This is a genomic window from Blautia caccae, from assembly GCF_040095955.1.
Classification (GTDB): Bacteria; Bacillota; Clostridia; order Lachnospirales; family Lachnospiraceae; genus Blautia; species Blautia celeris.
In genome coordinates this window covers 206157-231534 of sequence record NZ_JBBMFP010000001.1, presented here as the reverse complement: position 1 = coordinate 231534, position 25378 = coordinate 206157, and the positions used below count along the sequence as shown (strand labels likewise).

At 45.4% G+C, this 25378-nt stretch carries 19 protein-coding genes and 1 pseudogene; 16 read left to right on the top strand and 4 right to left on the bottom strand.

Going from position 1 to position 25378, the window contains the following annotated elements:
- Window positions 1–13: 13 nt before the first annotated feature.
- Window positions 14–1516, bottom strand: coding sequence for a GntR family transcriptional regulator (locus WMO65_RS01000; protein WP_148393043.1), 1503 nt, complete (start codon window positions 1514–1516; stop codon window positions 14–16).
- A 162-nt stretch (window positions 1517–1678) separates the two neighbouring features.
- Here WMO65_RS01000 and WMO65_RS00995 point away from each other — a divergent pair.
- The 4 genes and pseudogenes from WMO65_RS00995 to WMO65_RS00980 form a co-directional block, all read left to right on the top strand.
- Window positions 1679–2713: pseudogene (locus WMO65_RS00995) on the top strand (HD-GYP domain-containing protein); the annotation flags it as partial.
- A gap of 62 nt (window positions 2714–2775) precedes the next feature.
- A complete protein-coding gene (locus tag WMO65_RS00990) occupies window positions 2776–5340 on the top strand; it encodes a hybrid sensor histidine kinase/response regulator (RefSeq protein WP_148393042.1) in 2565 nt (854 codons plus the stop codon).
- 237 nt (window positions 5341–5577) lie between these two features.
- Window positions 5578–5796 carry a hypothetical protein gene (locus tag WMO65_RS00985; RefSeq protein ID WP_033143563.1) on the top strand — a complete coding sequence of 73 codons (219 nt, stop codon included), beginning with the start codon at window positions 5578–5580 and terminating at the stop codon, window positions 5794–5796.
- The gene (locus WMO65_RS00980) at window positions 5793–6755 is read left to right on the top strand and encodes a DMT family transporter (RefSeq protein WP_148393041.1); all 963 of its coding nucleotides are present in this window, start codon (window positions 5793–5795) and stop codon (window positions 6753–6755) included. The genes WMO65_RS00985 and WMO65_RS00980 overlap by 4 nt, the downstream gene beginning before the upstream one ends.
- Window positions 6756–6829: 74 nt before the next feature.
- On the opposite strand, the gene WMO65_RS00975 is transcribed toward WMO65_RS00980, so the two are convergent.
- The gene (locus tag WMO65_RS00975; RefSeq protein ID WP_033143561.1) at window positions 6830–7696 is read right to left on the bottom strand and encodes an AraC family transcriptional regulator; all 867 of its coding nucleotides are present in this window, start codon (window positions 7694–7696) and stop codon (window positions 6830–6832) included.
- A 49-nt stretch (window positions 7697–7745) separates the two neighbouring features.
- Window positions 7746–8330, bottom strand: a complete 585-nt coding sequence (locus WMO65_RS00970; protein WP_148393040.1) for a GNAT family N-acetyltransferase — start codon at window positions 8328–8330, stop codon at window positions 7746–7748.
- Window positions 8331–8464: 134 nt separating this feature from the next.
- Between WMO65_RS00970 and WMO65_RS00965 the strand changes: the two genes are divergently transcribed.
- Window positions 8465–10246, top strand: a complete 1782-nt coding sequence (locus WMO65_RS00965; RefSeq protein ID WP_148393039.1) for an ABC transporter ATP-binding protein — start codon at window positions 8465–8467, stop codon at window positions 10244–10246.
- Between the two features lies 1 nt (window position 10247).
- Window positions 10248–12089, top strand: a complete 1842-nt coding sequence (locus WMO65_RS00960; RefSeq protein WP_033143558.1) for an ABC transporter ATP-binding protein — start codon at window positions 10248–10250, stop codon at window positions 12087–12089.
- A gap of 69 nt (window positions 12090–12158) precedes the next feature.
- Here WMO65_RS00960 and WMO65_RS00955 read toward each other — a convergent pair whose 3' ends face one another.
- Entirely contained in the window at window positions 12159–13331 is a 1173-nt protein-coding gene (locus WMO65_RS00955) for a GGDEF domain-containing protein (RefSeq protein WP_187370631.1), read from the bottom strand.
- Window positions 13332–13643: 312 nt separating this feature from the next.
- Here WMO65_RS00955 and WMO65_RS00950 point away from each other — a divergent pair, with 312 nt between their 5' ends.
- From WMO65_RS00950 to WMO65_RS00905, 10 genes are all read left to right on the top strand, one after another.
- Window positions 13644–14780, top strand: a complete 1137-nt coding sequence (locus WMO65_RS00950) for a tyrosine-type recombinase/integrase (protein ID WP_148393037.1) — start codon at window positions 13644–13646, stop codon at window positions 14778–14780.
- A 145-nt stretch (window positions 14781–14925) separates the two neighbouring features.
- Complete coding sequence (locus WMO65_RS00945; RefSeq protein ID WP_148393036.1) at window positions 14926–16560, top strand: amidohydrolase; 1635 nt, start codon at window positions 14926–14928, stop codon at window positions 16558–16560.
- Window positions 16561–16594: 34 nt separating this feature from the next.
- Entirely contained in the window at window positions 16595–17971 is a 1377-nt protein-coding gene (locus WMO65_RS00940; RefSeq protein WP_033143618.1) for a GntP family permease, read from the top strand.
- A 136-nt stretch (window positions 17972–18107) separates the two neighbouring features.
- Window positions 18108–18986: a DMT family transporter gene (locus tag WMO65_RS00935; protein ID WP_148393035.1), complete on the top strand. Its 879-nt coding sequence runs from the start codon at window positions 18108–18110 to the stop codon at window positions 18984–18986.
- A 240-nt stretch (window positions 18987–19226) separates the two neighbouring features.
- Complete coding sequence (locus tag WMO65_RS00930; protein WP_033143620.1) at window positions 19227–20018, top strand: HpcH/HpaI aldolase family protein; 792 nt, start codon at window positions 19227–19229, stop codon at window positions 20016–20018.
- A gap of 26 nt (window positions 20019–20044) precedes the next feature.
- A complete protein-coding gene (locus WMO65_RS00925; protein WP_033143621.1) occupies window positions 20045–21010 on the top strand; it encodes a D-2-hydroxyacid dehydrogenase in 966 nt (321 codons plus the stop codon).
- Between the two features lie 37 nt (window positions 21011–21047).
- Window positions 21048–21749: a hypothetical protein gene (locus WMO65_RS00920; RefSeq protein ID WP_052099707.1), complete on the top strand. Its 702-nt coding sequence runs from the start codon at window positions 21048–21050 to the stop codon at window positions 21747–21749.
- A 557-nt stretch (window positions 21750–22306) separates the two neighbouring features.
- Window positions 22307–23359: a DctP family TRAP transporter solute-binding subunit gene (locus WMO65_RS00915; RefSeq protein WP_148393034.1), complete on the top strand. Its 1053-nt coding sequence runs from the start codon at window positions 22307–22309 to the stop codon at window positions 23357–23359.
- 38 nt (window positions 23360–23397) lie between these two features.
- Window positions 23398–23964, top strand: coding sequence for a TRAP transporter small permease (locus tag WMO65_RS00910; protein WP_033143623.1), 567 nt, complete (start codon window positions 23398–23400; stop codon window positions 23962–23964).
- A complete protein-coding gene (locus WMO65_RS00905) occupies window positions 23961–25232 on the top strand; it encodes a TRAP transporter large permease (protein ID WP_148393033.1) in 1272 nt (423 codons plus the stop codon). The genes WMO65_RS00910 and WMO65_RS00905 overlap by 4 nt, the downstream gene beginning before the upstream one ends.
- The last annotated feature ends 146 nt before the right edge of the window (window positions 25233–25378 follow it).

Below are 25378 nucleotides of genomic sequence, written 5' to 3'. Positions count from 1 at the left end.
TCCCTTTGCCCATTTAGCTGTCTGCCGTCCGGAAGAAACCATTGCCTGCTGTCTGGTATTTTTCCGGAACCCGAATATTAGCTACGTTATGAAACCTATATTTCTCTGCCATATGCTTCTTCATACAAACCAAATTATAACGGTAACAATCTGCTATGCCATCTGCAAAAGAGACAGCATTACCTTCCCTTAACTGCTGAAAGGCCAGAATGACTTTCTTATTGAGATGTGTGAGTGTATGTTTCTTGGACGGATAATAGGCGAAATGGTGCCCCCATTCAAGAAGATGATTGGTTTCAGATAATATAACATATAGAGGTTCTAACGTGGTATGTTTCATTATGAATTCTAAAATATCCGTTAAATAAATAGAGCCGGGAGAAGTAAATCTGTTTGCTAACTCGTCCAGTTCTGCTTTAGTAAATTGCGGAGCTGCAGCTAATGATGCCGGGTGAATAATCAATACCATAAGTTGTAAGGCATGAAGGTAACGTAATGCCTTTTCAACATACCCGGAATTAAGAGCCAGCTGATGAAGTTTAGTATCATCCGGTTCTATAACTATAGTGCCTTTACCATTTAACGTTTTTACGAAACCTCTCTGTTCCAGTTCTGCCAATGCCCTTCTGACTGTCGATAAAGAGACATCATACTGGCCAGCCAGCTGCTTTTCATATGGAAGATACATTCCGACAGAGTATTCTCCAAGGCCGATTTTCAGATTTATGTCATCAACAATTTTTGAGTAATAATAATCCTGACCACGCATGGGATTCCACGAAAACTTCAAACCCGTTTGCACAGGACATTCTGGCGTTGTCTCTAATAGGTAATTTAACGTTTTTTCAATAGAATCCGTAAGTTCTTGATACATATGGGATAACCGGTTGTACTTTGTGAGCGGATCATTGCCCTTTAGTGTATCTATAATAACACTGGTTACAGATGCAGTCCTCTGTAAAAAGTACTCAGAGAAATAAGGACAATTTTCTGCAAAAAATGCAAGTTTATTATAAAGGCCAAATGTAGAATAGAGTTCGCTGAATAGGGAATTACCACCTATTTTTAGTATATCATATACTAATTTGGAAGGAGCATCCCATCCACCTGAGGAATATCCCAAACGTAATACTTTCATAGCCTGTTTATAGTGGGGCATTATCTCCACATCACACCCTTGCAAAGAAAAAACCATAAGTGAAGGCAGTATTAGAGCAAAAGTCTGATATACCTGTAAGATACCTTCCCTTTGTTTTAAAATCTCGAAAACAGTATTTGATGAATTACAAGTATCTTTTTTTGAAACAACAATTGGTGCAAGCCGAGGCTGAATATCAACCAGTCCTTCTGCCCGTAATGCGTCAAAGACACGGTTGATCGTATATCTGCTTACATGAAATTGCTCGCAGTACATCCTTGAGGACGGCAGGGAATTTCCGGGCGGTATTTGGCCCTCTAAAATACACTGCCTGATTTCATTATAAACAAATGTAAATTTTGTTTCTTGTGGTTTCATAACTTGCCTCCTATCTATCTGGATTATACCATGACAAACCAATTTTGTCAGTATCAAAAGGCATAAACCTATTTGTACACCTGACCAAAATGGGTGTTGCGAATAGGTAAGCAAAATAGTTATAATAAAAACGTATTATTATTAAGAAAGAGATTTGGAACCATGGAAAAGCAAAAAATCTTAATTGCAGACGATTCAGAAATGAATCGCGCGCTTTTGGCAGAGATCCTGAAAGAGCAATATGATGTAGCTGAGGCTGAAAATGGTGCAGAAGCAATTTCTCTTCTTTCAAAGCAAAGAGCAGATTTTTCCCTTCTGCTGCTGGATATTATGATGCCGGAAATGGATGGCCTTGAAGTGTTAGCCTGCATCAACAAATATCACTGGAACGACACCCTGGCTGTTATTATGATTTCTGCTGACGATTCCCCTGCAAATATAAAGCGGGCTTATGATTTGGGGGCTTTTGACTATATCAGCCGTCCTTTTGATCTGACCATAGTCCAGCGCCGAATTTCTAATACGATGTTTCTCTATGCGCGGCAGCAGCGTCTTGAGAAAATTATCGCAGAACAGTTACAGGAACAGGAAAAAAATAATGAGTTGATGATCTCAATCCTGTCTCACATTGTGGAATTCCGCAATGGAGAGAGCGGATTACATATATTGCGTGTAAATACTATTACAAAATATTTGCTGAAGCAGTTGGTTCAGCGTACAGATCAATACTTTTTGTCCAAAGCAGATATTTCATTAATAAGCACTGCTTCAGCGCTGCATGATATTGGAAAAATATCAATTCCGGATACAATATTAAACAAACCAGGACGTCTTACGGCAGAGGAGTTTGAAGTAATAAAAACTCACGCAATGGTCGGCGCTGATATGCTGTCAGACCTGCCCATTGAACAACAGGAAGCCCCGCTTGTCAAAGTAGCCTCTGAGATTTGCCGATGGCACCACGAAAGGTATGATGGCAATGGTTATCCGGATGGATTAAAGGGAGAAGAAATACCAATATCTGCCCCGGTTGTTGCTCTGGCTGATGTATACGATGCTTTGACCAGTGAGCGCTGCTATAAGAAAGCTTATTCACATGAAGAATCTTTGAAAATGATTTTGGAAGGACAATGTGGTGCATTTAATCCTGCCCTTTTACTGTGTCTGGAAGAAATTGCTGATCTGCTTGAAAGTGAGTTCAGTTTTTTTGACAAGAATAAGGACAGCACGGCATCATCTGAAAGAGAGGAATAGCATCAATGGGAAACAGTAAAAAGAGGAATTCTGCAACGCGTTTTCTGATATGCAGTTTCATTGGTCTTTTGATCTTTAGTATTATTATTTTCAGTCTGCTTGGAATCTATATGAGCCGGAAAAGTAAAAAGACTGTTTATGAAATTGGAAATATTTACATGTCCGGAATGAATGAACAAATGTCCAGGCACTTTGAAACTGTGATTAAATTGCGTTTTGATCAGGTCAGCGGCGTTGTTTCTGTTGTCTCAACAGATAACAAAGATAGGAAGAATTTATATGAGGAACTCATTTACAGGGCCCAGGTCAGGGGGTTTGACTATTTGGCGCTTTGTTCTGCGGAGGGGGATTTTCAGACACTTTATGGACAATCCATACAGCCACTTAATCCGGAACCTTTTACAGAAGCATTGTTAAAGGGGGAGCAGCGAGTCGCTGTAGGTGTTGATTCTGCCGGAAATGAAGTGGTATTGTTTGGCGTTGACGCTGCTTATCCGATGCACAATGGCCATAAGAGCACTGGTCTGATTGCTGCCATTCCTCTGGAATATATTACCGATTTTCTTTCCTTGGAGGATGACGGGCAGCTGATGTATTATCATATTATCAGGCCGGACGGCAGTTTTGTAATACAGAACCCCAACACGGAGTTGTGGTATTTCTTTGAACAGCTGCAAAAGCAGCTTGATGCTGCACCCAATGAGTTATCTGTAGAAAATGCAATTAAAGAATTTGGTGCTGCACTAAAAAATCATGAAGAATATGCTACAACATTTGAAGTAAATGGTGAAGAACGACAAATATACGGTATATCGTTACCCTATTCTGAGTGGTATTTAGTATCGGTAATGCCTTATAGTATACTGGATGATGCCATAAACAATCTGAGCGGCCAGCGTATGTTCATGACATTATTGTCCTGTGCCTCTGTTTTGCTTATTTTAACCTTGATTTTTCTTCGGTATTTCTCCATAACCCGTTCTCAGGTGCATGAATTAGAGAAAGCACGGCAGGCGGCTCTTGAAGCGAACAGAGCTAAAAGCGAATTTTTGGCAAATATGAGCCATGATATCCGTACACCCATGAATGCAATCGTAGGCATGACCACGATTGCCACAGCTCACATAGATGACCGGAAACAGGTACAGAACTGCCTCAGAAAAATTACATTATCGAGTAAACATCTGTTAGGGCTGATCAATGATGTTTTGGATATGTCTAAAATTGAAAGCGGAAAATTAACTTTAACAACAGAACAAATTTCATTAAAAGAAGTTGTTGAAGGAATTGTTAACATTATGCAGCCGCAGGTTAAGACTAAAAATCAAACCTTTGACATACATGTTGAGAATATTCTAACAGAGAATGTGTGGTGCGATGGTGTACGTTTGAATCAGATTTTGTTAAATCTCTTATCAAATGCAACAAAGTATACTCCGGAAGGCGGTTCAATACAATTATCCCTTTCTGAAGAAAAATCTCCGAAAGCAGAAAACTATATCCGAATTCATATCAAGGTCAGGGATAACGGAATCGGTATGTCGCCGGATTTTCTCAAAAAAATATATGAATCCTATAGCCGTGCAGATGAAACCAGAATACATAAAACGGAAGGGGCCGGTTTGGGAATGGCCATAACGAAGTACATTGTGGATGCAATGAAGGGAACCATTGATATAAAAAGTGAACCGGATCAAGGTACCGAATTTCATCTCACGTTTGATTTTGAAAAAGCGGATGCAGTAGAAATGGATATGGATATGGCTCTTCCCCCCTGGAATATGCTGGTGGTTGATGATGATGAATTATTATGTAAGACAGTTATGGACACACTGGAAGACATGGGAATAAAAGCTGAATGGACATTAAGCGGAGAAAAAGCAGTAGAGCTGGTAATCCAACACCACCGAAGAAGAGACGATTATCAAATCATTCTATTAGATTGGAAACTACCCGGTATGAATGGGGTTCAGGCTGCAAAAGAAATCCGGCGTAATCTGGGAGATGAAGTACCGATCCTGCTGATTTCTGCATACGACTGGAGTGAATTTGAGGCTGAGGCCCGTGAAGCAGGTATTAGTGGTTTTATTTCAAAACCACTATTTAAATCTACACTGTATCATGCTTTACGTCAGTATATGGAAATGGAAACAGAACATGGCTCAAAATGGGACCAAAATACGGATCTATCCGGATGCCGTATCCTGCTTGCCGAGGATAATGAGCTTAACTGGGAGGTTGCAAGTGAATTATTGTCTGACTTGGGTGCAGAACTGGATTGGGCAGAAGATGGTCAGATATGTCTGGACAAGTTTCAAAAATCACCGGCGGGGTATTACGATGCCATTCTTATGGATATAAGGATGCCGCATATGACAGGGTATGAGGCTGCTAAGGCAATTCGCCGAATAAGTCACCCGGATGCCTTATCTATCCCAATCATTGCTATGAGTGCAGATGCCTTTTCTGATGACATACAGCATTGTATGGAGTCCGGTATGAATGCCCATATAGCAAAGCCTATCGATATTATAGAATTGACCCGTTTATTAAAGAGATATTTAATATAAAGAATTGGAATGGCAGCACAAATGGATTACGAATATTGGACTGAGACTGCAGAGGAAGGAGAGCAGGAAAATTATTCGGCGGGGAGGGAACAATATAGTCACTGAATAGTTAATAATATTTTGTTTGCCAAATGATGCAATATCCTCTATACTGAATAATATATCTTGTTAATTTTTCCGGGCAGATATGTATCGGAGAAACCGTCTTTTACATATGAAGGAAAGCGAGGAGGAACTATGCAGGCGCATGACGAACAGGAAGACAGCCGGGAGCTCGAAGAAGAAAAAAGGCTGGAGACTATAATACCTGCAATGCTGGAGACTTGCAGACAGTTAAAAGCAGCCAGAGAGCTGGTCAAAGAAAGCCTTATAGAGGAGTTTCATGTGAAGGAAGAATTCGCGGATGTGATTTTGAAGGATTACCGTGTATCAGAAGAGGAGAGCACGGAGAAATGAATACATGTAAAAAACCAATGCTGGAAAAGGCCTGGGTGGTCTGCGGGCTTGCCGTTCTGTGCAATGCACTCTGGGGAAGCGCGTTTCCAAGTATAAAAATCGGATACAAACTGTTTGAGATACCGGGGGACAGCCCGGCGTCGCAGATTTTATTTGCCGGTATGCGTTTTGCCCTGGCGGGGCTGCTGGCTGTGGTATTCGGCAGCATTCTTCAGAGAAAGGTGCTGGTGCCAAAGAGAAGGTCATGGGGTAAGATCGTGAAGCTCTCCATGTTTCAGACAATCCTGCAGTATGTGTTTTTCTATCTGGGGCTGGCCCATACCACGGGGGTGAAAGGCTCTATTATAACGGCATCCAATACATTTTTAAGCATACTGGTTGCCAGCCTGATCTTTCACCAGGAGAAACTGACAGGGAAGAAGATTGCGGCCTGTATCGTGGGATTTGCCGGAGTCGTGCTGGTGAATCTAAACGGCAGCGGCATGGGGGCAGGGCTTAAAATAAACGGCGAAGGATTCCTGCTGGTATCTGTCACTGCCTATGCCTTTGCGTCCAGTCTGCTGAAAATATATTCACGGGATGAGGACCCTGTGGTTTTAAGCGGATATCAGTTTATGATCGGCGGTCTGGTCATGATGGTATGCGGTTTTGGCCTTGGAGGGCGCATTCATACGGTTTCCATGCAGGGAGTGGTTATGCTGGTGTATCTGGCACTGATCTCTTCTGTGGCATTTTCCGTGTGGGGGATTTTGCTGAAGCACCATCCGGTGTCCAGAATCGCTATTTTCGGATTTACCAATCCCGTGTTTGGGGTTATCCTCTCCTCGGTCTTTCTGCACGAGCAGAATCAGGCGGAAGGGTGGAAGATCGTCACGGCGCTGCTGCTGGTATGCGCAGGTATTTTCCTGCTGAATTACCAGAAGGCGGAGAAGCTGGAAGTAAAAGCATCGGCCAATTGACCGGGAGATACAGGCACATCTGTATGCAGCAGGATTTGCTGTGTACAGATGTGCCTGTTGTAACTGCTGAGGAATCAGGTCATGTCCCGGGATTCTTTTCGGTACTGGCGGGCGCTTTTATTGTAATATTTCCGGAATGCTGCGGAGAAATGTTCCACGGAGGAATAGCCCAGTTCCTCCGCGATGGAGGAAATGCTGCGGTCTGAATAGGTGAGCAGGATAGAGGCAGCCGACATGCGGGCGTCTCCTTTTTTCTGCAGAAATGTTTTGCCGTAGATGTCCTGCATAAGCCGTTCTGTCTGCCGGCATCCAAGTCCCAGCCGTTCGGCAAGCTGTTCCAGTGTGAGAACCGGATAGTCGTACAGAAAGGATTCCTCTATGATAAAATCCTGGGCTTCCGCCGGTGTTGCGGGCTTAAAGTGGTGGAGGGCTTTTTTTCCGCCCTGGTAGTTGCGTATCATCTGTACGATCAACTGCCGCAGCAGTGTTTCCACGTAGACGGTATACCCGGTTTTCTGCTCCTTTAATTCACGGAAAAGCAGCTCCAGTGTGTTTTTTATCTGACAGTTATCCTGGCCGATCCAGAAGGTTTTCTCTGTAAACAGGCGGTCCAGGTCATCTGTTTTTTTCTCTCCGGATGAAGTGCGGCGCAGCCTCAGGTAAATACAGTAATCCACCATGGGATCTCCCTGTACGGAAATCTGGGCATGGGCCACGTGGGGGCCGGCCATGTACAGGGTGTTGGGGGTGATCTCGTATGTCTTTTCCCCTACTGTTATGTATCCGCGGCCGGATGCCACATAGTGGATCTCATAGCTGTTGTCCCCGTGGCTGTGGCTGGGAATGATGCGGTGCAGGTGCTCGTAAGCGATGTTAAGCGTGCGGAACCGGGTGCTGCCTATGGTGAAGTTGATATCCAGATTATTGTATTGGATAAACATATTTTTCTCTCCTGTATGAAAGCTTCTGACAATTTAGCTGACGGAATCGTTACAGGTCCTCTATAAAATGGACGGGATACTGTTCCCAGTATTTTTTATAAACACGGTCATTTTCTCCGTCAAAATTAAGCTGATACATGCGGAAGGTAACAGGAATATTTTTTGGCTGCCACTGTTCCTCGTAGGAATACTGATATATCATTCCCAGTTTTTTCATGACCTCCCCGCTCCTGGGATTTTTTATGTCATGGGTAGCGGTGATGAAAGGCATGCCGGAATTCCTCAGTTCTTCCACTACCGCCCGGCCGGCTTCTGTTATGATGCCCTTATGCCAGAAGTCTTTTCGCAGGCCATAGCCGAAATCATGGCTTTCGCTGCTGCTTACCTGGACATAACCGATGGGAATGTGATCAGTCTTTAAGCAGACTGCATACCGGTACCCAAAGGGTTCCTGATATGTGTCCAGGTACTGCTTCTGTATATAGGCATTGGCCTCCTCCATGGTTTTCAGCGGGAACATGGGAAGAAAGGTATTTACCTCCTCATCACTTAGGATTTGATAAAGTGCCCGGGCATCATCCTGGGTGAATCTTCGGAGAATCAGCCGCTGAGTTTCAATTGTGGGAGTATTCATCCAAATGTCCTCCTTTAATAACTGTTACGCAATTATATCACGCATGGAGGAAAAATGATATAGATATTGAATATATCAGAAATTCAGATTATTATATATAATAAAAAAACTACTGAGACAGGCAAAGGAGGATTATGAGAACGAAACATAGAAAGGCAGACCTGGTATTACGGTTTTTCCAGGGCTCCAAAAAGTATTTTCTGGTGGCAGTGCTGGCCTCGCTGGTCACGACCGGATTAAATTCCCTGACACCACAGATTTTCCGGTTTACCGTGGACTCTGTGCTGGGCGGGGATAAATATAAATATTTGTCCAAGCATCTGTGGATCATGGCGCTGATGCTGGTGGGAGTGGCACTTTTCTCCGGAGCGGCACTTTTTTTGAGCCGTGCGTATACCGCGAAGGCGGGAGAAAATTTTGCGAAGAACATGAGAGACGCGCTGTTTTCCCATGTACAGAGACTTCCGATGGAATGGCATGACAGACACCAGACAGGAGATATCATACAGCGCTGCACCTCAGATGTGGAGGTGATCCGTAACTTTGTGGTAACACAGTTTTTGGAAGTGTTCCGTACGGTTTTCCTGGTGACAGTTTCCTTTGGGATGATGTTTTCCATGAATGTGAAGCTGTCCCTGGTGGTTCTGTGCTTTGTGCCTGTGGTTGCACTGTACTCCACCATTTTTTACCGCCTGATCGCCGGCCGTTTTACAACAGCAGACGAGGCGGAAGGGGAGCTCTCCACAGTGGTGCAGGAGAATGCCACGGGAGTCCGGGTGGTAAGGGCTTTCGGAAGAGAAAAGTTCGAGATGGAACGCTTTTATGAGAAGAATAATGCATTTGCAGATCTGTGGATCAAGCTGGGAACACTGTCCGGGCTTTACTGGGGAATCGGTGATCTGATCACCGGTCTGCAGGTGGTTGCCGTGATCGTGCTGGGGGCTGCGGAGGCTGTGCATGGCAATATCTCCGTAGGTGAATTTATTGCATTCGCTTCCTACAATACGACACTTGTCTGGCCTATCCGCGGGCTGGGCCGTATCCTTTCTGATATGAGCAAGGCAGGGGTTTCCTTTGAGCGTGTGGACTATATCATACGGGCAGAGGAAGAGGAGTATCAGGATAGAAAAGCCTATGAAAACCAGCATGAAAATCAGAGATTTGATATTGTATTTTCCCACGTAAATTATGGTTACAAGGATGGAAAAGAAGTGCTGTCGGATGTGACATTCTCTGTTCCACAGGGCAGTACACTGGGTATCCTGGGTGGAACCGGAAGCGGAAAATCCACGATCATGCAGTTGTTAAACCGGCTGTATGAGCTGGAGGAAGGGCAGGGAAATATCACTCTGGGCGGTAAAAATATCAGGGAAATCCCACTGGAATGGATAAGAAAGAATGTGGGAATGGTACTTCAGGAGCCGTTCCTTTATTCCAGGACGATCAAAGAAAATATAGCGGCTTCTGTGCCGGAGGCCTCCTTTGAGGAGATCAGGCAGGCAGCCAGGATTGCCTGTATTGATGACGCCATTATGAATTTTCCGGACGGATACGATACGCTGGTCGGTGAGCGGGGCGTAACCCTGTCTGGAGGCCAGCGGCAGAGGATCGCTATAGCCAGAATGCTCCTGCAGAAGGCGCCTGTCATGATATTTGATGACTCTCTTTCCGCAGTTGACTCCCAGACAGACTCCAGGATCAGGAAGGCGCTTCTGGATAACAGAAGAGATGCCACGGTGATCCTCATCTCCCACAGGGTGACGACATTGATGAGCGCTGACAGGATCATGGTGCTTAATCAGGGAAAAATTGAGGAGATGGGAACGCATCAGGAGCTGATCGGACAGCAGGGCATTTACAGAAAGATTTATGACATTCAGATGAGCCAGGATGACAGAATGCAGATGGAGGTGTAAAATGGCGGCATACGAAGAACAGGATTATAACAAACCCTTCAGCTTTAAAACATGGGCTAAAATGCTGCCCTTTTTTAAGCCTTATACGAAATTTTTTGCCATTACCATTGGCCTGAACCTGATTCTTGCAGGGATAGATGTGCTGGTTCCTCTGTTTCAAAGTTATGCGATTGACCATTTTATCGCGCTGAACACGTTAAAGGGACTGCATATCTTTGCTTTGGTCTATACAGCCATGATCGTGACCCAGACGGTATCCGTGTATATCTCTGTCCACGCGGCCACCACCATTGAGATGAATGTGGGGAAGGACTTGAAAAAGGCGCAGTTTGAGCATCTGCAGACATTGTCCTTTTCCTATTATAATACAACTCCGGTGGGATATATCCATGCCAGGGTCATGAGTGATACCCTGAAGATTGCGGGCATGATCGCCTGGGGACTGGTGGATATGTTCTGGGCGTTTATCTATGTGATCAGTGTGTTTGTGATCATGTTTATGCTCAACTGGAAACTGGCGCTGATCATTATGCTGATCGTGCCCTGCATTGCGGTTCTGACTGTTTATTTCCAGAATAAGATCCTTCACTGGAACAGGCGGGTGCGGAAGGTCAATTCCCAGATCACCAGCGCGTACAACGAAGGAATCACAGGGGTAAGGACTTCCAAAAGTATGGTGATCGAGGAGGATAACCAGAAAAATTTCCGCAGCATTACCAGGAATATGCACCAGGCAGCAACCAAATCTGCCATGTTAAACGCGGTGTATATTCCTACCATATTATTCTTCAGTTCTGTTGCCGCGGCTATTGTGCTGGCAAGAGGAGGATATATGGTGCAGAGCCAGGTGATGCAGCTTGGAACCCTTTCCGTATTTATATCCTATGCGGTGGTTATTTTTGAGCCTATCCAGCAGCTCGCCCGTCTTCTGGCAGATCTGATATCCTGTCAGGCCAGTATTGAGCGTGTGATGGATCTGTTAGAACAGCAGCCCAACGTGACGGATACGCCTGAGGTAGAGGAAAAATACGGGGATATGTTCCACGCAAAGAAAGAGAACTGGGAGAGGATAGAAGGGGATATTGTCTTTGAAGATGTATCTTTCCGGTATCCGGACGGAAAAGAATATGTGCTGGAACATTTTAATCTGCATGTGCCTGCAGGCATGAATGTAGCGATCGTGGGGGAAACAGGGGCAGGAAAATCCACGCTGGTAAATCTGCTTGGCAGGTTTTTTGAACCCACAAAAGGGCGTATCCTCATTGACGGGAAGGATTACCGGGAGCGGTCTCAACTCTGGCTCCACAGCCAGATCGGCTATGTGCTGCAGAACCCCCATCTGTTTTCCGGCACGCTCTACGACAATATCCGGTACGGGCGCTTAGAGGCCACAGACGAGGAGGTCAGGGAGGCAGCCAGGAAGGTTTCGGCTGATATTGTGGCAGGAAAACTGGAAAAAGGATACGAGAGCGATGTGGGGGAGAGCGGAGGCAGACTGTCCACAGGCGAGAAACAGCTTATATCGTTTGCCCGGGCAATCCTGGCAAACCCAAGTATATTTGTACTGGATGAGGCCACATCCTCCATTGACACTCAGACGGAACAGTTGATACAGGAGGCCACAGACCAGCTTCTGAAGGGCCACACTTCCTTTGTCATTGCCCACAGACTTTCCACCATCCGCCAGGCGGATCTGATCCTGGTGGTGAAGGACGGTAAGATCATTGAGGAGGGCAGCCACAGAGAACTGCTGAGGCAGAAAGGGTATTATTATGACCTGTACTCCAGGCAGTTTGAGGAGGAATCAGCCATGCAGATTTTGGCTGGGGAAAAAGGAATTTGATAGAAATCCCGCCGGCTTGTATAGTAAAAGCCGGCGGGTATTTTATTTCCGCAGATGAGTCTTTTATGCTTATTTGCTGAACAGAACCGTCTGGTTACGGCCGTTTTGTTTTGCCTGATACAGCGCTCGGTCTGCCTCGGAGATGGCAGTTTCCAAAAGGCCCGGTTCCCATGATTCGTGAAAAGAGACGCCCACACTTACTGTAACGGAAATTCCGGCTTTGATGGGACCGGGAATTTGAACAGAGGCGACCGATTTACGAATCTGTTCTGTTTTTTCCATTATAACGTCAGAGGAAAGCCCGGTTATCACAAGAACAAACTCTTCACCACCGTATCTGACAGCATGGAAATTATCATCTTCTGCGCAGGAGGATAAGACAGAGGCAACCGCCTGCAGACACAAATCTCCCTGCTGATGGCCGTAACGGTCATTATACTGTTTAAAAAAGTCAATGTCCAGCAGTAAAACAGCCAGGGAGCCCATGTGGATACCATATTTCTCCAGGGGTGATCTCACGGATTCCTCCAGATAGCGCCGGTTGCCGAGGCCGGTCAGAGTGTCCGTCATGGACAGCAGGTCCAGTTTTTCATTGGCAGCTTCCAACTGCCGGTTTTTCTGGTCAATGATGATCTTGTCGTAAATACCGGTCAAACGTGCGTGGTACATACGATAAGCATAGACAATGGATAATACACAGATAAAAATGCTGTTTACCAATGTGCTGAATACATTTTCCTGCCCGTAAGGAGTCCCGAGCACCAGGCAGTTGGTCAGGATGCATGTGAAAATAAGCAGGATGCTTAAAATAAAAGGCGGCACTATAAGAAAAGCAGCCATCATAGGAAGAAAGGAGCAATATACAATAATGCTCACATCCCCCAGTGCATCCAGATAGGAAATGCATCCAATCCACAGAGAAAGCAGTACGCCGAAAGATATACAGAGTCTGGAATGCAGCCGCCAGTTATCTTTGGCGCGTCTGTGGAGAGACAGAAGCACAAGCAGCCCTGCACACAGTACCGTATAGGCTATGACATAGCGAAGCCTGCGAAAGCTGTAAAAAATACTGCCGGGACGAAAAGTAAAGACTAGAATCATAAAGATCTGCGTAATCAGCATGACCCAGGCAATTACCCGCTCGGATTTATAATTTAGAGAAACCATTCCCAGTTCCAACTGGTCCCGGTATTTTTCTTCATAAGGAAAGTAAATGAGAGAATGTAACTTGTCTTTTAACATATTTAATCCTTTATGCAGACGTATGATGATGGATACTTCCATATTATATAATAAATTGTAATGAAAAGCAAAATAAAAAAATATCTGCAGCCGGCATATATGCCTGTCCTGCCATTATGAAAGTCATTGCCAACAGAGATTGAGGTGATGACTTTTTTTGGTGGATTTCAATTATATTATAATATGGAGGAGTTTCGCAGCCGTATACTTTTTATTTCACCGCAAAAGTGATTTGTTAACAATGAGTGGTAAAAAGTGGTCTGAATCCGTAAATCACAGCCACGGAAGACTCAGAAGGTCAAGGAGGTCAAAATGCCCAGAAAAGGTGAAAACATCAGGAAAAGAAAAGACGGCCGTTGGGAAGCGCGTTATATGAAAGGGCGTGATATGGACGGTAAAATCAGGTATGGATATCTGTATGGCAAGTCGTATAAAGAGGTTAAAGATAAGAAAATAAAAATCATATCAGAGTTCCCGCCCTTTTTTTCATACGGCGGCCAGCCATCCGCACTGCCGGAAGATGACAGAATCCGTACAGTCAGTATACATTGGAAGAACCATATCCGTTATACCGTAAAAGAAAGCACGTATTCCAATTACGGAGAAATACTGAATAATCATATACTGCCTGTATTAGGGGATATGCAGATCAGGAAATTTACAAACCGCACCCTGTTAAATTTTGTCCAGCAGGAACTGGAAAGAGGGATGTCCTATGGAAGTATACATGTGATTATGGGAGTGCTGAAGAATATACTGCGTTATGGGCAGGAACAGGGGTGCCTTCCTGCCGAACTCCTGAAATTTCCCCGGATTCCCGCCGGCGGTAAAGAAATACGGATCATGAGTAAAGAGGATTTCAGGAAACTGGATGCCTGCCTGAGTGAAGGTACGGATCCGTTTACTTTCGGTATCTTTTTATGTATGTATACAGGCATACGTGTGGGTGAGCTCTGTGGGCTGAAATGGGAGGACATAGACTTTGAAGACTGCAAAATATACATCCGCCGGACAGTTACACGTGTAAAGAATCTGGATATGACCATAGAAGAGGGAAAAAGGGAGTGTCCGCGAACACGGCTTAACATCGGCACGCCGAAAACTTCAACCTCCATACGGGAGATCCCTCTTCCTGACCGCCTGCAGTCTATGGGAAAAGCGTTGAAGAAGAACGGAAGTTTCTTTCTTCTGACAGGAACGGAGAACTGTGCGGAGCCGCGCACAGTGCAGCGAAGATATGCAGCTCTTTTGAAAAAATGTCAGATACCACACATAAAAATACATTCCCTTCGCCATCAGTTCTCCTGCCGCTGGATAGAACAGGGCTTTGATACGAAATCCCTGTCAGAGATTTTGGGACATACTTCCGTAAAGACAACGCTGGATCTTTATGTTCATATACAGGCTGATATAAAGAGGGAATATATGAACCGGCTTACAACACCCTGAGATAAAAGAATAATGGTTGATTGTCAGGAGCATTTTTCGACAAAATTCTGCAAGATAAAACATCTGCATGACAAAATAAAGGATTCTGACTTTACAGATTACATGCTAAAATACATAAAAATACAACAAGGGAAAGGAGAAAAGTATGTACAAACAACAAGATAAATCTGCAGATGTCATATATTATAATGGTAAAATCTACACCATGGATCAGAATATGACAATTGTTCAGTCATTTGCTGTAAAGGGACAATATCTCATAGATACCGGAACCTTTGATGAAATGAAGCAGTATGGAAATTCTGATACAAAATATGTGAATCTGGACAGAGCCTGTGTGATACCGGGACTGATAGAGGGGCATACCCATCTGCTGAAATTCGGTGAAGTATCTATGCAGATTGATTGTTTTTGGAAGCAAAAAGAAGAAATTTTTCAGCAGCTCCGCGAAAAAGCAGATACGCTGTGTCCGGGGGAATGGATTCAAAGTGATTTCGGTTGGAACAACGAGGTATGGGAGGACAAAAGTTATCCCACAAAGGAAGAGCTTGACGCAGTGATACCGGACAATCCGGTATCGCTGGGAAGATGTGACGGACATATGCTCTGGCTGAACTCAAAAGCTTTGGAACTGGCAGGAATCACAAAGGATACGCCAAATCCCCAGGGCGGGGAAATCCTGAAAAGAGAGGATGGGGAACTGTTGGGATGTGTCAGCGATAACGCCTGTAAATTGGTAGTTGATAAAATCCCGCCGCTCACAGAGAAGCAAATGGAGGAGGCACTGCTCTGTGCCCAGAATGAATCCTTTAAGCTGGGATTTACTTCGGTTATGGCCATGAATGTGATATCCAGCCATATCCGCTGTATGAAAAAGCTTTTTGAAGAGGACAGGCTGCAGCTGCGGATCAGCGGAGCTCTGGGGGCACTGCCGGGTGAAGCGGATGATCTGTCGTGGAAGAGTTATTACAAGACAGGCCCGGAGATTGGACTGTATGAGAAACATCTTTCAATCCGTGCGGTGAAATATTTTGCAGACGGTTCTTTTGGGTCACAGAGTGCTGCATTGTATGAAGATTACACGGACAGGCCCGGATACAGGGGAAAATTAAATCATTCAGATGAAGAGTTATATGCCCTGGTCAAGGAAGCATACAGCCATGGGTTCCAGGTCATCACTCATGCCATTGGGGACAGAGCAAACAGACAGGTCATAGATACTTATGAGAAAGTGCTGGGTGAAAATTCCGGTGCGGACCACAGATTCAGGATTGAACATTTCCAGTTGGTGACAGAGGAGGATGTGGACCGAATCAGAAAACTGGGTATTCTTCCGGGGATGCAGGCCATCCATGCCCCGAGAAGCGCTCCCATGGCAGAACGCCGTATCGGAAAAGAGAGGGCAGCACGTTCATATGCCAGCGGAATGCCATGGAAAAAAGGAGTGAAGGTCATAGGCGGATCTGACTCGCCGTCCTCCCCGGCCAATCCTTTCTGGGGAATTTATGCAGCGGTGACAAGGAAAGACCAGGATGGAAATCCGGAGGGCGGATGGTTTCCCGAAAACTGTATCTCCAGGGAGGCAGCCCTTAGGACTTATACCGACTGGGCCGCTTTTGGACAGTTCGAGGAGAATATAAAAGGCACCATTGAAAAAGGAAAGCTGGCTGACTTTGTAATATTGGACAGGGATATTATGGAGTGTCCTGTGGATGAAATAAAGGACATTTGTGTTTTAAAAACAGTTTTGGGTGGTAAATGTGTTTATGAACACATTTAAATAACAGTTTATATGGAAAACGGAGGAGGAAAAAATGGTAACAGGACCTTTATTAATTGTTATATTTATCGTCTCACTGGCATTTTTGCTGGTGACGATCATTAAGTTTAAATTGAATGCATTCGTATCATTGATCATCACATCATTTCTTACCGCTTTGCTTGTCAGAATGCCTTTTGGAGATATTACGTCCGCAGTGGCAGATGGATTTTCCGGAACCATAGGCGGTATAGGAATTGTAACCGGTATGGGTGTCATGCTGGGAATGCTGCTTTTTGAATCAGGGGGAATCAACGCCATTGCAGACAAAATGATTCATCTGTTCGGGGAAAAGAACTCTCCGGCGGGACTTGGAATCGCGGCATATTTTGCGGGGATACCTGTATTTGGGGATGTGGTCACGGTTTTGTTTTCCACTATGGTCAGAGCTTTGTCCAGGAAGACAAATATCAGCCGTCTGTCATTTGTCTCCTGCTATGCGGTTGCAGCTTCCATAACCGCGGCGTGTGTAATTCCCACAGCTGGGCCTCTTGCAGTCTGTGAAAATATGGAGTTGAATATCGGGGTCTTCTTTGTGTATTCCACTCTGGCTGGCCTTGTTGGATTTTTGACCGGTGGTATTTTATGGGGAAAATATCTGGACCGTAAGGAAAAGAAAAGCGGATATGTGAGGGTTCTGGATGAATTTGAACTGGAAGAACAAAAAACTATGGAAAAAGAAGAGAGCAGCGATAAGAAAATCTCTTTCGGAGCAGCGATGCTGATACTTCTGATACCAATTCTGATGATCGTGATTGGCAGCTTTGCATCGGTACTTCTCCCGGAAAACAATGGGGCAGTTCCGTATCTGGCCTTTATCGGAAATAAGAATCTGGCTATGGCAGTGGGCGTATTATGTGCCATGTTGATCGCAAAACCTTATATCAAAGGAAGTATGAGTGAGATCATGGGGCGCGGCCTGGATCAGGTGGGTATGATTCTGCTGATTACAGGTGCAGGCGGAGCGTTCGGAAAGGTAATTCAGCTGACAGGTATCGGAGATTATATGGCTCAGGTATTTGGAAATCTCCACATTCCTGTGCTTATACTGGGATTTGCGCTGGCACAGATCATCCGCTTGGCTCAGGGGTCGACCACAGTGGCCATCACAACTACTTCGGCAATCCTTTATTCAACAGTTATTGCAGCAGGTACTTCGCCTATACTGGCAGCAGTTGCCATCTGTGCAGGGGGAGTGGGTCTGTCTCTTCCGAATGATTCCGGGTTCTGGTCAATCAGCAAATTCAACAGAATCAGTATACCGGAGACCTTCCGCTGCTGGACCGTGGGCGGATTTTTGGGCGGACTTGGTATACTGGGAGCGGTACTTATATTGTCTTTATTCCAGAATGTACTTCCCGGATTGCTTTAAAAAAGAAGCCAGATTCAGAGGAAACTGCTGTATCTGCATAGACAGCAGAAAAAGAAATGAAAATCACAACATAGATAATCGCCTCCCCGGCCTTTTCCGTGTAGACTAAAGGCAAACGATACGGGGAGGTGATAAAATGGACAAAGCAGGAAAACAGCAGATATGGGGGAGCCTGGGGCTTTTGACCGCCACATTGCTGTGGGGATTTTCTTTTGTGGTGGTAAAGGATTCCACGGAATCCATTCCCGTTCTCTATCTGCTGGCGCTGCGCTATCTGATCGCCTCTGTGGGGATGGCAGTTTTTTTACTTTGCAGGAGATCTTTACCGGCGGGGATACCTTTACCTGTTATAAAACAGGGTATGGTATTGGGAGTCCTGTTGTTTGTCAGCCAGTTTTTTCAGACATTGGGATGCAAGTATACGACAGCAGGCAAGAATGCATTCATCACAACCATATACGTGATTCTTGTACCATTTTTATATTGGTGGATAGAAAAAAGACGCCCGGACAGAAAATGTGTTGCCGCTGCTTTCATCGCAATTTTGGGCATTGGCCTTTTATCCATACGAGGGGATCTGACGGTTCAAACAGGAGACTTTCTGACCGTCATATGCGGCGCAGGTCTTGCTTTGCATATTATATTTGTAGATAAATATACAAGGAAAACCGACCCTGTGGTACTGACGGCCCTGCAATTTTTCTTTGCAAACCTCATTTCCTGGCTCTGCATCCTGGCAGGGCAGATACCGTTTCCGATGCAGGTATTTGAACCGGGGATGGCCGGGAAAATGTTGTATCTTGGAATCTTCAGTACTATGGCAGGATTTCTTTTGCAGATTGTATGCCAGAAACGGATAAATCCGAATGTGGCATCCGTTCTTCTGACGACAGAAGCAGTGTTCGGAATGCTGTTTTCCGTATTACTTCTGCATGAGAGGTTTACGGCGCGTATGTTTGCAGGGTGCGTATGTATGCTTGCGGCTGTGCTCATTTCGGAATTAAAAGCACAATAATGGATTGAATATTTATTTTAAAGGTGTCTGCCGGAATTTCCGGCAGGCATCTTTTTACGTGATGGATAACCGAGCCGCAGTTCGATTCGTTCCTTCGGTATTTCTGCTCCTTCTTGCAGGCAAAACAACAATGACAGGATAAGAAATGTAGTGAACAAGAATAATAATCGTTTTACAGCGCATTTTCCGGTATTCTGATATCAAGAAAAAAACAACACAACCAAAAAAGGAGAATGCACTATGTTAAACAAATTAAGAGAAAAGCTTAACGAAGGAAAAGCAACCGTCAACACCAGAATCTGGAGCACATGGCCCACGATCGTGGAGGCTGCAGCCTCAACCGGAAACTTTGATTACTTTGAATTTCTGGCAGAGTATGCACCGTTCTCTTTCAATGATCTTGAGAATTTTGTCAGGACATGTGAGCTGTACAACACAGGCTCCATGATCAAAGTGGATTTCCAGAACCGGTTCTATGTGGCACAGAAAGCGGCGGCCTGCGGTTTCCAGGCAATTCTGTTCACAGACCACGAGACACCGGAGCAGGTGAAAGAGACCATTGAAAAATTACTGCCGAAGACACCGGAGGACAACGGCAAATTCGGTTATCCCAATGCAAGATGGATCAACTACCATCCGGAATTAAAACAGATGGACTATGCGGCCATGAACCGCAGCCTTGTAAAAGCTTTTATGATCGAAAAGAAAGAGGCAATGGACAACATTGAAGAGATCTGCTCCATTCCCGGTGTGGATATGGTTCAGTTCGGACCTTCCGATTACTGCATGAGCAGAGGATGGAACTGTGCGGACCACAAAGAGGAGGTGCAGGCAGAGCACGAGAGAATGATCAGGACCGCTTTAAAACACGGAGTGCAGCCAAGAGTGGAGATCGCCACCCTTGAAGACGCAGAATATTACAGAAATATGGGAGTAAAACATTTCTGCATCCTGGATCAGATGGACATCCTCATGGCAGCCTGGACCGGTACCTGTAAGGATGTAAAAGATATGGCAGACGCCATCAAATAAGCAGTCTTAGGAAGGGAGAGATACAGATGAAGATTGTAGTATTAGACGGCTACACATTGAATCCCGGAGATCTGGACTGGAAAGGGATGGAAGCTTTTGGGCAGGTCACAGTCTATGACAGGACATCCCTGACGGATGTACAGGAGATCATTGACAGAATCGGTGATGCAGAGGTGGTCTACACAAATAAAACCCCGCTTCCGAGAGAGGTATTCGATGCATGCAGCAGCATCAGATTCGTAGGTGTACTGGCTACAGGGTACAACGTGGTGGATGTTGCCGCTGCAAAAGAAAAGGGAATCCCCGTTTCCAATATTCCAACATACGGCACTGCGGCTGTGGGACAGTTTGCCATTGCCATGCTGCTGGAAATCTGTCATCATGTGGCGCACCACAGTGACGCAGTCCACGAGGGGCGCTGGGAGAACAATGCGGACTGGTGTTTCTGGGATTATCCCCTGATCGAGCTTGCAGGCAAAACCATGGGAGTGATTGGTTTTGGCCGTATAGGGCAGGCCACAGGGCGCATTGCGAAAGCTCTTGGTATGCAGGTGATCGCCAATGATGAATATCCCAACAAATCCGGGGAAGAGATCGCAGAGTACGTCACAGTGGAAGAACTGTATGCACGTGCGGACGTGATCGCCCTGCACTGCCCGCTCTTTCCAAGTACAGAGGGAATGATCAACAGAGAAAGTATTGCAAAGATGAAAGACGGTGTAATTATCTTAAATAATTCCAGAGGACCGTTAATTGTGGAACAGGATCTGGCGGATGCTCTGAATACAGGAAAGGTTTATGCCGCAGGCCTGGATGTGGTGTCCACAGAACCCATAAAAGGCAATAACCCGCTGCTGAAGGCAAAGAACTGTATCATAACCCCGCACATTTCCTGGGCCCCGAAAGAGAGCAGAAGCAGGCTTATGAATATTGCCGTGGACAATTTGAAAGCCTTTACAGACGGCAGCCCTGTAAACGTAGTGAACCCATAACTTTAGAATCAATGAATGTGAAAAAGGAGAAATAAAAATGTCAATGTTAGATAAGATCATCATCATGCTGACCCATAATGATAAAACCGTGCCAAACGCAATTGAAATTTTTGAGGAAAACAAAGATCTTCCCATCCAGTATTGGGGATTCAAGGACGTTGGAATGGAACCTGAAAAAATGAAAGTGCTCTGCACAAAGATGAGAGAAGCCGGCAAGACTTCTTTTCTGGAAGTGGTGTCATACAGTGAAGAAGAATGTATGAGAGGTGCAAAACTGGCAGTGGAATGCGGCTTTGACTATCTCTTAGGCACTTTATACTATGACAGTGTAGCTGAGTATGTAAAAAAACAGGGATTAAAATACTGCCCGTTTGCAGGAAAGGTATCAAAGAGCCCCAGCATTTTGGAGGGAACTGTGGAGGAGATGCTTGCGCAGGAGGCAGCATTTGCGGAAAAGGGTGTATTCGGAACAGACCTGTTAGGATACCGCTATGTGGACGGAGATCCCACAGAACTCTCCGCAGAGTATATCCGCAAAGCAAAAACACCCGTCGTCCTGGCCGGAAGTATCGGCTCAGAGGAGAGGATGGAACTTGTAAAGGAGATGAATCCCTGGTGTTTTACCATGGGAAGCGCACTGTTTACAAAGAATTTTGTAAAGGAAGGGTCATTCAGGGATAATCTGGTGTATGTTGTTGGATTTTTAAAATATTTAGGAATAGAGGACGCTGTCGCTTAATGGCAAAGCAGGCGTAAGAACAAACGGTTCGCGGTAAATGACTGCGGACCGTTTAGTTTATAAAGAAATAAGCAGTTCCATAGTCTGTACTGCATTTTCTTTCCTCCATTACAGTGAAAAAAATTTCTGGCTCGTTCCGGTACGCGCCGGATCAACAGCAGGATTAGGATAAAGTGATGAAAACAGATGAAAAATCAAAAAGATACTATACAGAATGACAAGAAAAGAAACCCCGTGTGCAAGATATATTATAGAATTTGACACAAGTTTCCTGTATTCTATTATTACATTGAAGTGCTTGAAACAGTGACAGGGAAGGAGTGGATAAAATGCCCGGGGGATGAAAAAACATGCAGATGAATCAGAAGATATATGGTAACTGTTTCTAACCGTCCAGACAGGTCTGCGCAATTCCTGCGCTGACCGTATGAGAAGATAGCGGTATCAGGCATCGGCCTATCGCAAAGCGGTTTTCGGCAGTTGGAAAGGTTCTGTAAGCCGGTATCCGGAAGAGGACGGGGCCATTACAAATAAAAAAGAAAGAAGGAAATCAGATTATGAAGATGAGAAAAGTAATAGTATTTGCAGCAGTAACAGCATTGGCGGCAGGCATGATGTCCGGCTGCGGCGGCAGCGGCCAAAACAAGACAAGCGGAAGTGAAGTGAAAGCAGCGGGAGCGGAACAACAGAGCGGAAAAAAGATAACGCTTAAATTCGCGCACTCTATTCCCAGTGACAGCGTCATATCCAAGGACATCGAGACATTTGCAGAGAAAGTGAATGAGCGGTGTGACGGAAGACTGGAGATTCAGGTCTTTGCGGATTCTGTTATGGGTGATGACGACGCGGTCATTGAACAGATCGGAAGAGGAAGCTACATGATGAATTATGTGGACCCTGCCCTGCTGAAGGATTACTGTCCGGATTATGCCATCATGTTTGCCCCTTACCTGTATGATGACGTGTCTGAAATTAAGGAACTGGCATTTTCGGAATTTGGCGAAGATCTGGCACAGAAGTGTGCAGATGCAGGCATCACAGTCCTTGACAACATGAGCGGTTACTACGGAACCCGACAGACCATTGCAACGCATTCGGTTGCTGACCTGAGTGAGATGAAGGGTGTGAAATTCCGTGTGCCGAGTACCCCGCTTCAGATCGAGATGGTAAAGGCCATGGGCGCAAGCCCTACAACCGTTGCTTTTTCAGAGGTTTACACAGCCCTGCAGCAGGGAGTCTGTGATGCCATGGAAAATCCGCTTTCCCTGATTTACGCTGCGAAATTCCAGGAGGTTGCCAAACACGTGACTATGACATCTCATATTATAGCACCGGATGGAATCATCATATCCACAGATGTGTACAAGAGCCTGGATGAGGACCTGCAGACGATTCTGAAGGAGGAAGCCGTCAGCTTTGCCGAGTACACCACAGAGCACGTGCTTGCGGACGAAGAGGCGATCAAAGAAAAAATGGAGGCAGAGGGCGTAGAATTCCACGAATCTGACACAGAAGCCTTTAAGGAAGCCTGCCAGGTTGTATATACGAAATTCCCGGAATGGTCGGAAGGTTTGTATGACAGAGCGAAAAAAGCGTTAGGCCACGAATAGACAGACGGCCTGTCCTGAAAAGGGGGTTAGGAGAAAAAATGCTGAAAAAAATATGTGTAAATATAGAAGAGATTATTGCTGGTATCGCTCTCTGTATCATGTCTGTGGCAACAGTTTTTAATGTATTCTGCAGACTGGTCCTGAGCAAGAGCTATCCCTGGGCAGAGGAGATATCGTATTTCTGCTTTGCCTGGCTGATCTTTGTGGGAGCCAGTGCAGTGTACAAACGGTATCAGCACAGTTCCATTGATATCCTGGTAAGGGTTTTTCCTGAGAAATTAAAAGTGGTGGTAACTATGTTTTCCATGATAGTGCAGATTGTGTGTATCGGAGCAGCGGCATATTTAAGCCTGGTATATTCCGTAAATGCGTGGACAAGAAAGACACCGATCATGAATATCCCTTATACTTTTGAAGCTCTGGCCATGACGGTAGGCTTTGGCCTGATGTTCATCCATGCTATTTTCTTCTGCATCAATGTGGTGAGATACCAGGATTATTTCCACACAAGACCTATATATCAGGGAATCTTTACTGTGGAAACCGTGGAGGATATGGTTCTGGAGGAGAGGGAACAGACAGAAGAAAGGGGTGAGGAAAGATGAATCTATGGCCGATTTTACTGGTTTTTGTACTGTTTTTCCTGAATATACCGGTTGCATTTTCCATGATCATTTCAGCGCTTGTGTATTTTGTATTTATGTGTGAGGGAGTGCCCATGGATGTCATGACCCAGTCACTGCTGTCCACATCGGAATCCTTTACCATGCTGGCAGTACCGTTCTTCATCACAGCCGGATGTATCATGGGATACGGAGGAATCTCCAGCAGTCTGATGGATTTCTGTGAAGTGCTGACAGGGCATTTTACAGGCGGTCTGGGGCATACGAATGTGCTGCTCAGCACATTCATGGGCGGAATCTCAGGTTCCTCCTGCGCGGATTGTGCCTTTGAGAGCAAGATGCTGGTGCCGGAAATGGAGAAGAGAGGATATACAAAAGGTTATGCGGCGGCGATCACAGCGGCATCCTCCTGTATCACACCCATCATACCGCCGGGAATCTGCCTGATCATCTATGCGACGGCGGCAAGTGTATCTATCGGGGACATGTTCCTCGCAGGTTACATACCGGGAATATTGATCGCCATTTCCCTTATGATCACCAATTATATCGTATCGAAAAAAAGAGGGTTTATTGCATCCAGGAGCCACAGGCCAACCTGGAAGGAAATATGGCCTCAGCTTAAAAAATCCGTCTGGGCACTGATTCTGCCCTTTGGAATCATTATGGGTCTGAGGATGGGGATTTTCACACCCACGGAATGCGGTGCGGTGACCATTGTCTACTCCATCGTCATCGGTAAATTCGTATATAAAGAGCTGAAGAGAGAACATATCAAACATATTATTGTTGACTCTGTGTCAAGCACAGCTAACGTTCTGCTGATCTTATCGGCAGCAGGCCTGTTCTCACAGTATATGGTCTGGGAGCAGATTCCGCAGAACATGGCTTCCGCGCTTCTGAACCTGACAAGCAACAAATATGTATTCATCATGCTGGTCCTTTTGTTCCTCTTTATCCTGGGCATGTTCCTGGATGCAGCGGCTGCCCTGATCATACTGCCGCCTCTTCTGGTCCCTGCCGCCATAGCGCTGGGAATCAGCCCTATCCATCTCGGTATCGTTATGTGCCTCATGGATACCATCGGCGGCATTACACCGCCTTTCGGGGTAATGCTCTTTACCTGCATGTCGGTTACGAAAGTGAAGCTGGTTGACTACATAAAAGAAGGATGGCCTTTGATCGTGACGGTATTTCTGATCTGTATTCTGGTTGCGCTGGTGCCGGGGATCAGTACATTCCTTCTTTGATGGAATCCTGTAATAGGTCCAATCATATGCAGGACAGGATTCAGCCAAAATGACAAGATAAGAAATGATAAATGCAAGATTGCCCATCGACCCTGCAGGCGATTGCAGGTATGATGAAAACAGTGATCAAACAGCAGAAAGGAAGT

What these genes read in the sequence shown, in the direction of transcription:
- WMO65_RS00975 (WP_033143561.1), bottom strand. Translation starts at nt 7,696, where the DNA reads ATGTTTATCCAATACAATAATCTGGATATCAACTTCACCATAGGCAGC.
- WMO65_RS00950 (WP_148393037.1), top strand. Translation starts at nt 13,644, where the DNA reads ATGCCCAGAAAAGGTGAAAACATCAGGAAAAGAAAAGACGGCCGTTGG.
- WMO65_RS00915 (WP_148393034.1), top strand. Translation starts at nt 22,307, where the DNA reads ATGAAGATGAGAAAAGTAATAGTATTTGCAGCAGTAACAGCATTGGCG.
- WMO65_RS00945 (WP_148393036.1), top strand. Translation starts at nt 14,926, where the DNA reads ATGTACAAACAACAAGATAAATCTGCAGATGTCATATATTATAATGGT.
- WMO65_RS00935 (WP_148393035.1), top strand. Translation starts at nt 18,108, where the DNA reads ATGGACAAAGCAGGAAAACAGCAGATATGGGGGAGCCTGGGGCTTTTG.
- WMO65_RS00980 (WP_148393041.1), top strand. Translation starts at nt 5,793, where the DNA reads ATGAATACATGTAAAAAACCAATGCTGGAAAAGGCCTGGGTGGTCTGC.
- WMO65_RS00965 (WP_148393039.1), top strand. Translation starts at nt 8,465, where the DNA reads ATGAGAACGAAACATAGAAAGGCAGACCTGGTATTACGGTTTTTCCAG.
- WMO65_RS00970 (WP_148393040.1), bottom strand. Translation starts at nt 8,330, where the DNA reads ATGAATACTCCCACAATTGAAACTCAGCGGCTGATTCTCCGAAGATTC.
- WMO65_RS00930 (WP_033143620.1), top strand. Translation starts at nt 19,227, where the DNA reads ATGTTAAACAAATTAAGAGAAAAGCTTAACGAAGGAAAAGCAACCGTC.
- WMO65_RS00920 (WP_052099707.1), top strand. Translation starts at nt 21,048, where the DNA reads ATGTCAATGTTAGATAAGATCATCATCATGCTGACCCATAATGATAAA.
- WMO65_RS00925 (WP_033143621.1), top strand. Translation starts at nt 20,045, where the DNA reads ATGAAGATTGTAGTATTAGACGGCTACACATTGAATCCCGGAGATCTG.
- WMO65_RS00940 (WP_033143618.1), top strand. Translation starts at nt 16,595, where the DNA reads ATGGTAACAGGACCTTTATTAATTGTTATATTTATCGTCTCACTGGCA.
- WMO65_RS01000 (WP_148393043.1), bottom strand. Translation starts at nt 1,516, where the DNA reads ATGAAACCACAAGAAACAAAATTTACATTTGTTTATAATGAAATCAGG.
- WMO65_RS00990 (WP_148393042.1), top strand. Translation starts at nt 2,776, where the DNA reads ATGGGAAACAGTAAAAAGAGGAATTCTGCAACGCGTTTTCTGATATGC.
- WMO65_RS00955 (WP_187370631.1), bottom strand. Translation starts at nt 13,331, where the DNA reads ATGTTAAAAGACAAGTTACATTCTCTCATTTACTTTCCTTATGAAGAA.
- WMO65_RS00960 (WP_033143558.1), top strand. Translation starts at nt 10,248, where the DNA reads ATGGCGGCATACGAAGAACAGGATTATAACAAACCCTTCAGCTTTAAA.
- WMO65_RS00985 (WP_033143563.1), top strand. Translation starts at nt 5,578, where the DNA reads ATGCAGGCGCATGACGAACAGGAAGACAGCCGGGAGCTCGAAGAAGAA.
- WMO65_RS00905 (WP_148393033.1), top strand. Translation starts at nt 23,961, where the DNA reads ATGAATCTATGGCCGATTTTACTGGTTTTTGTACTGTTTTTCCTGAAT.
- WMO65_RS00910 (WP_033143623.1), top strand. Translation starts at nt 23,398, where the DNA reads ATGCTGAAAAAAATATGTGTAAATATAGAAGAGATTATTGCTGGTATC.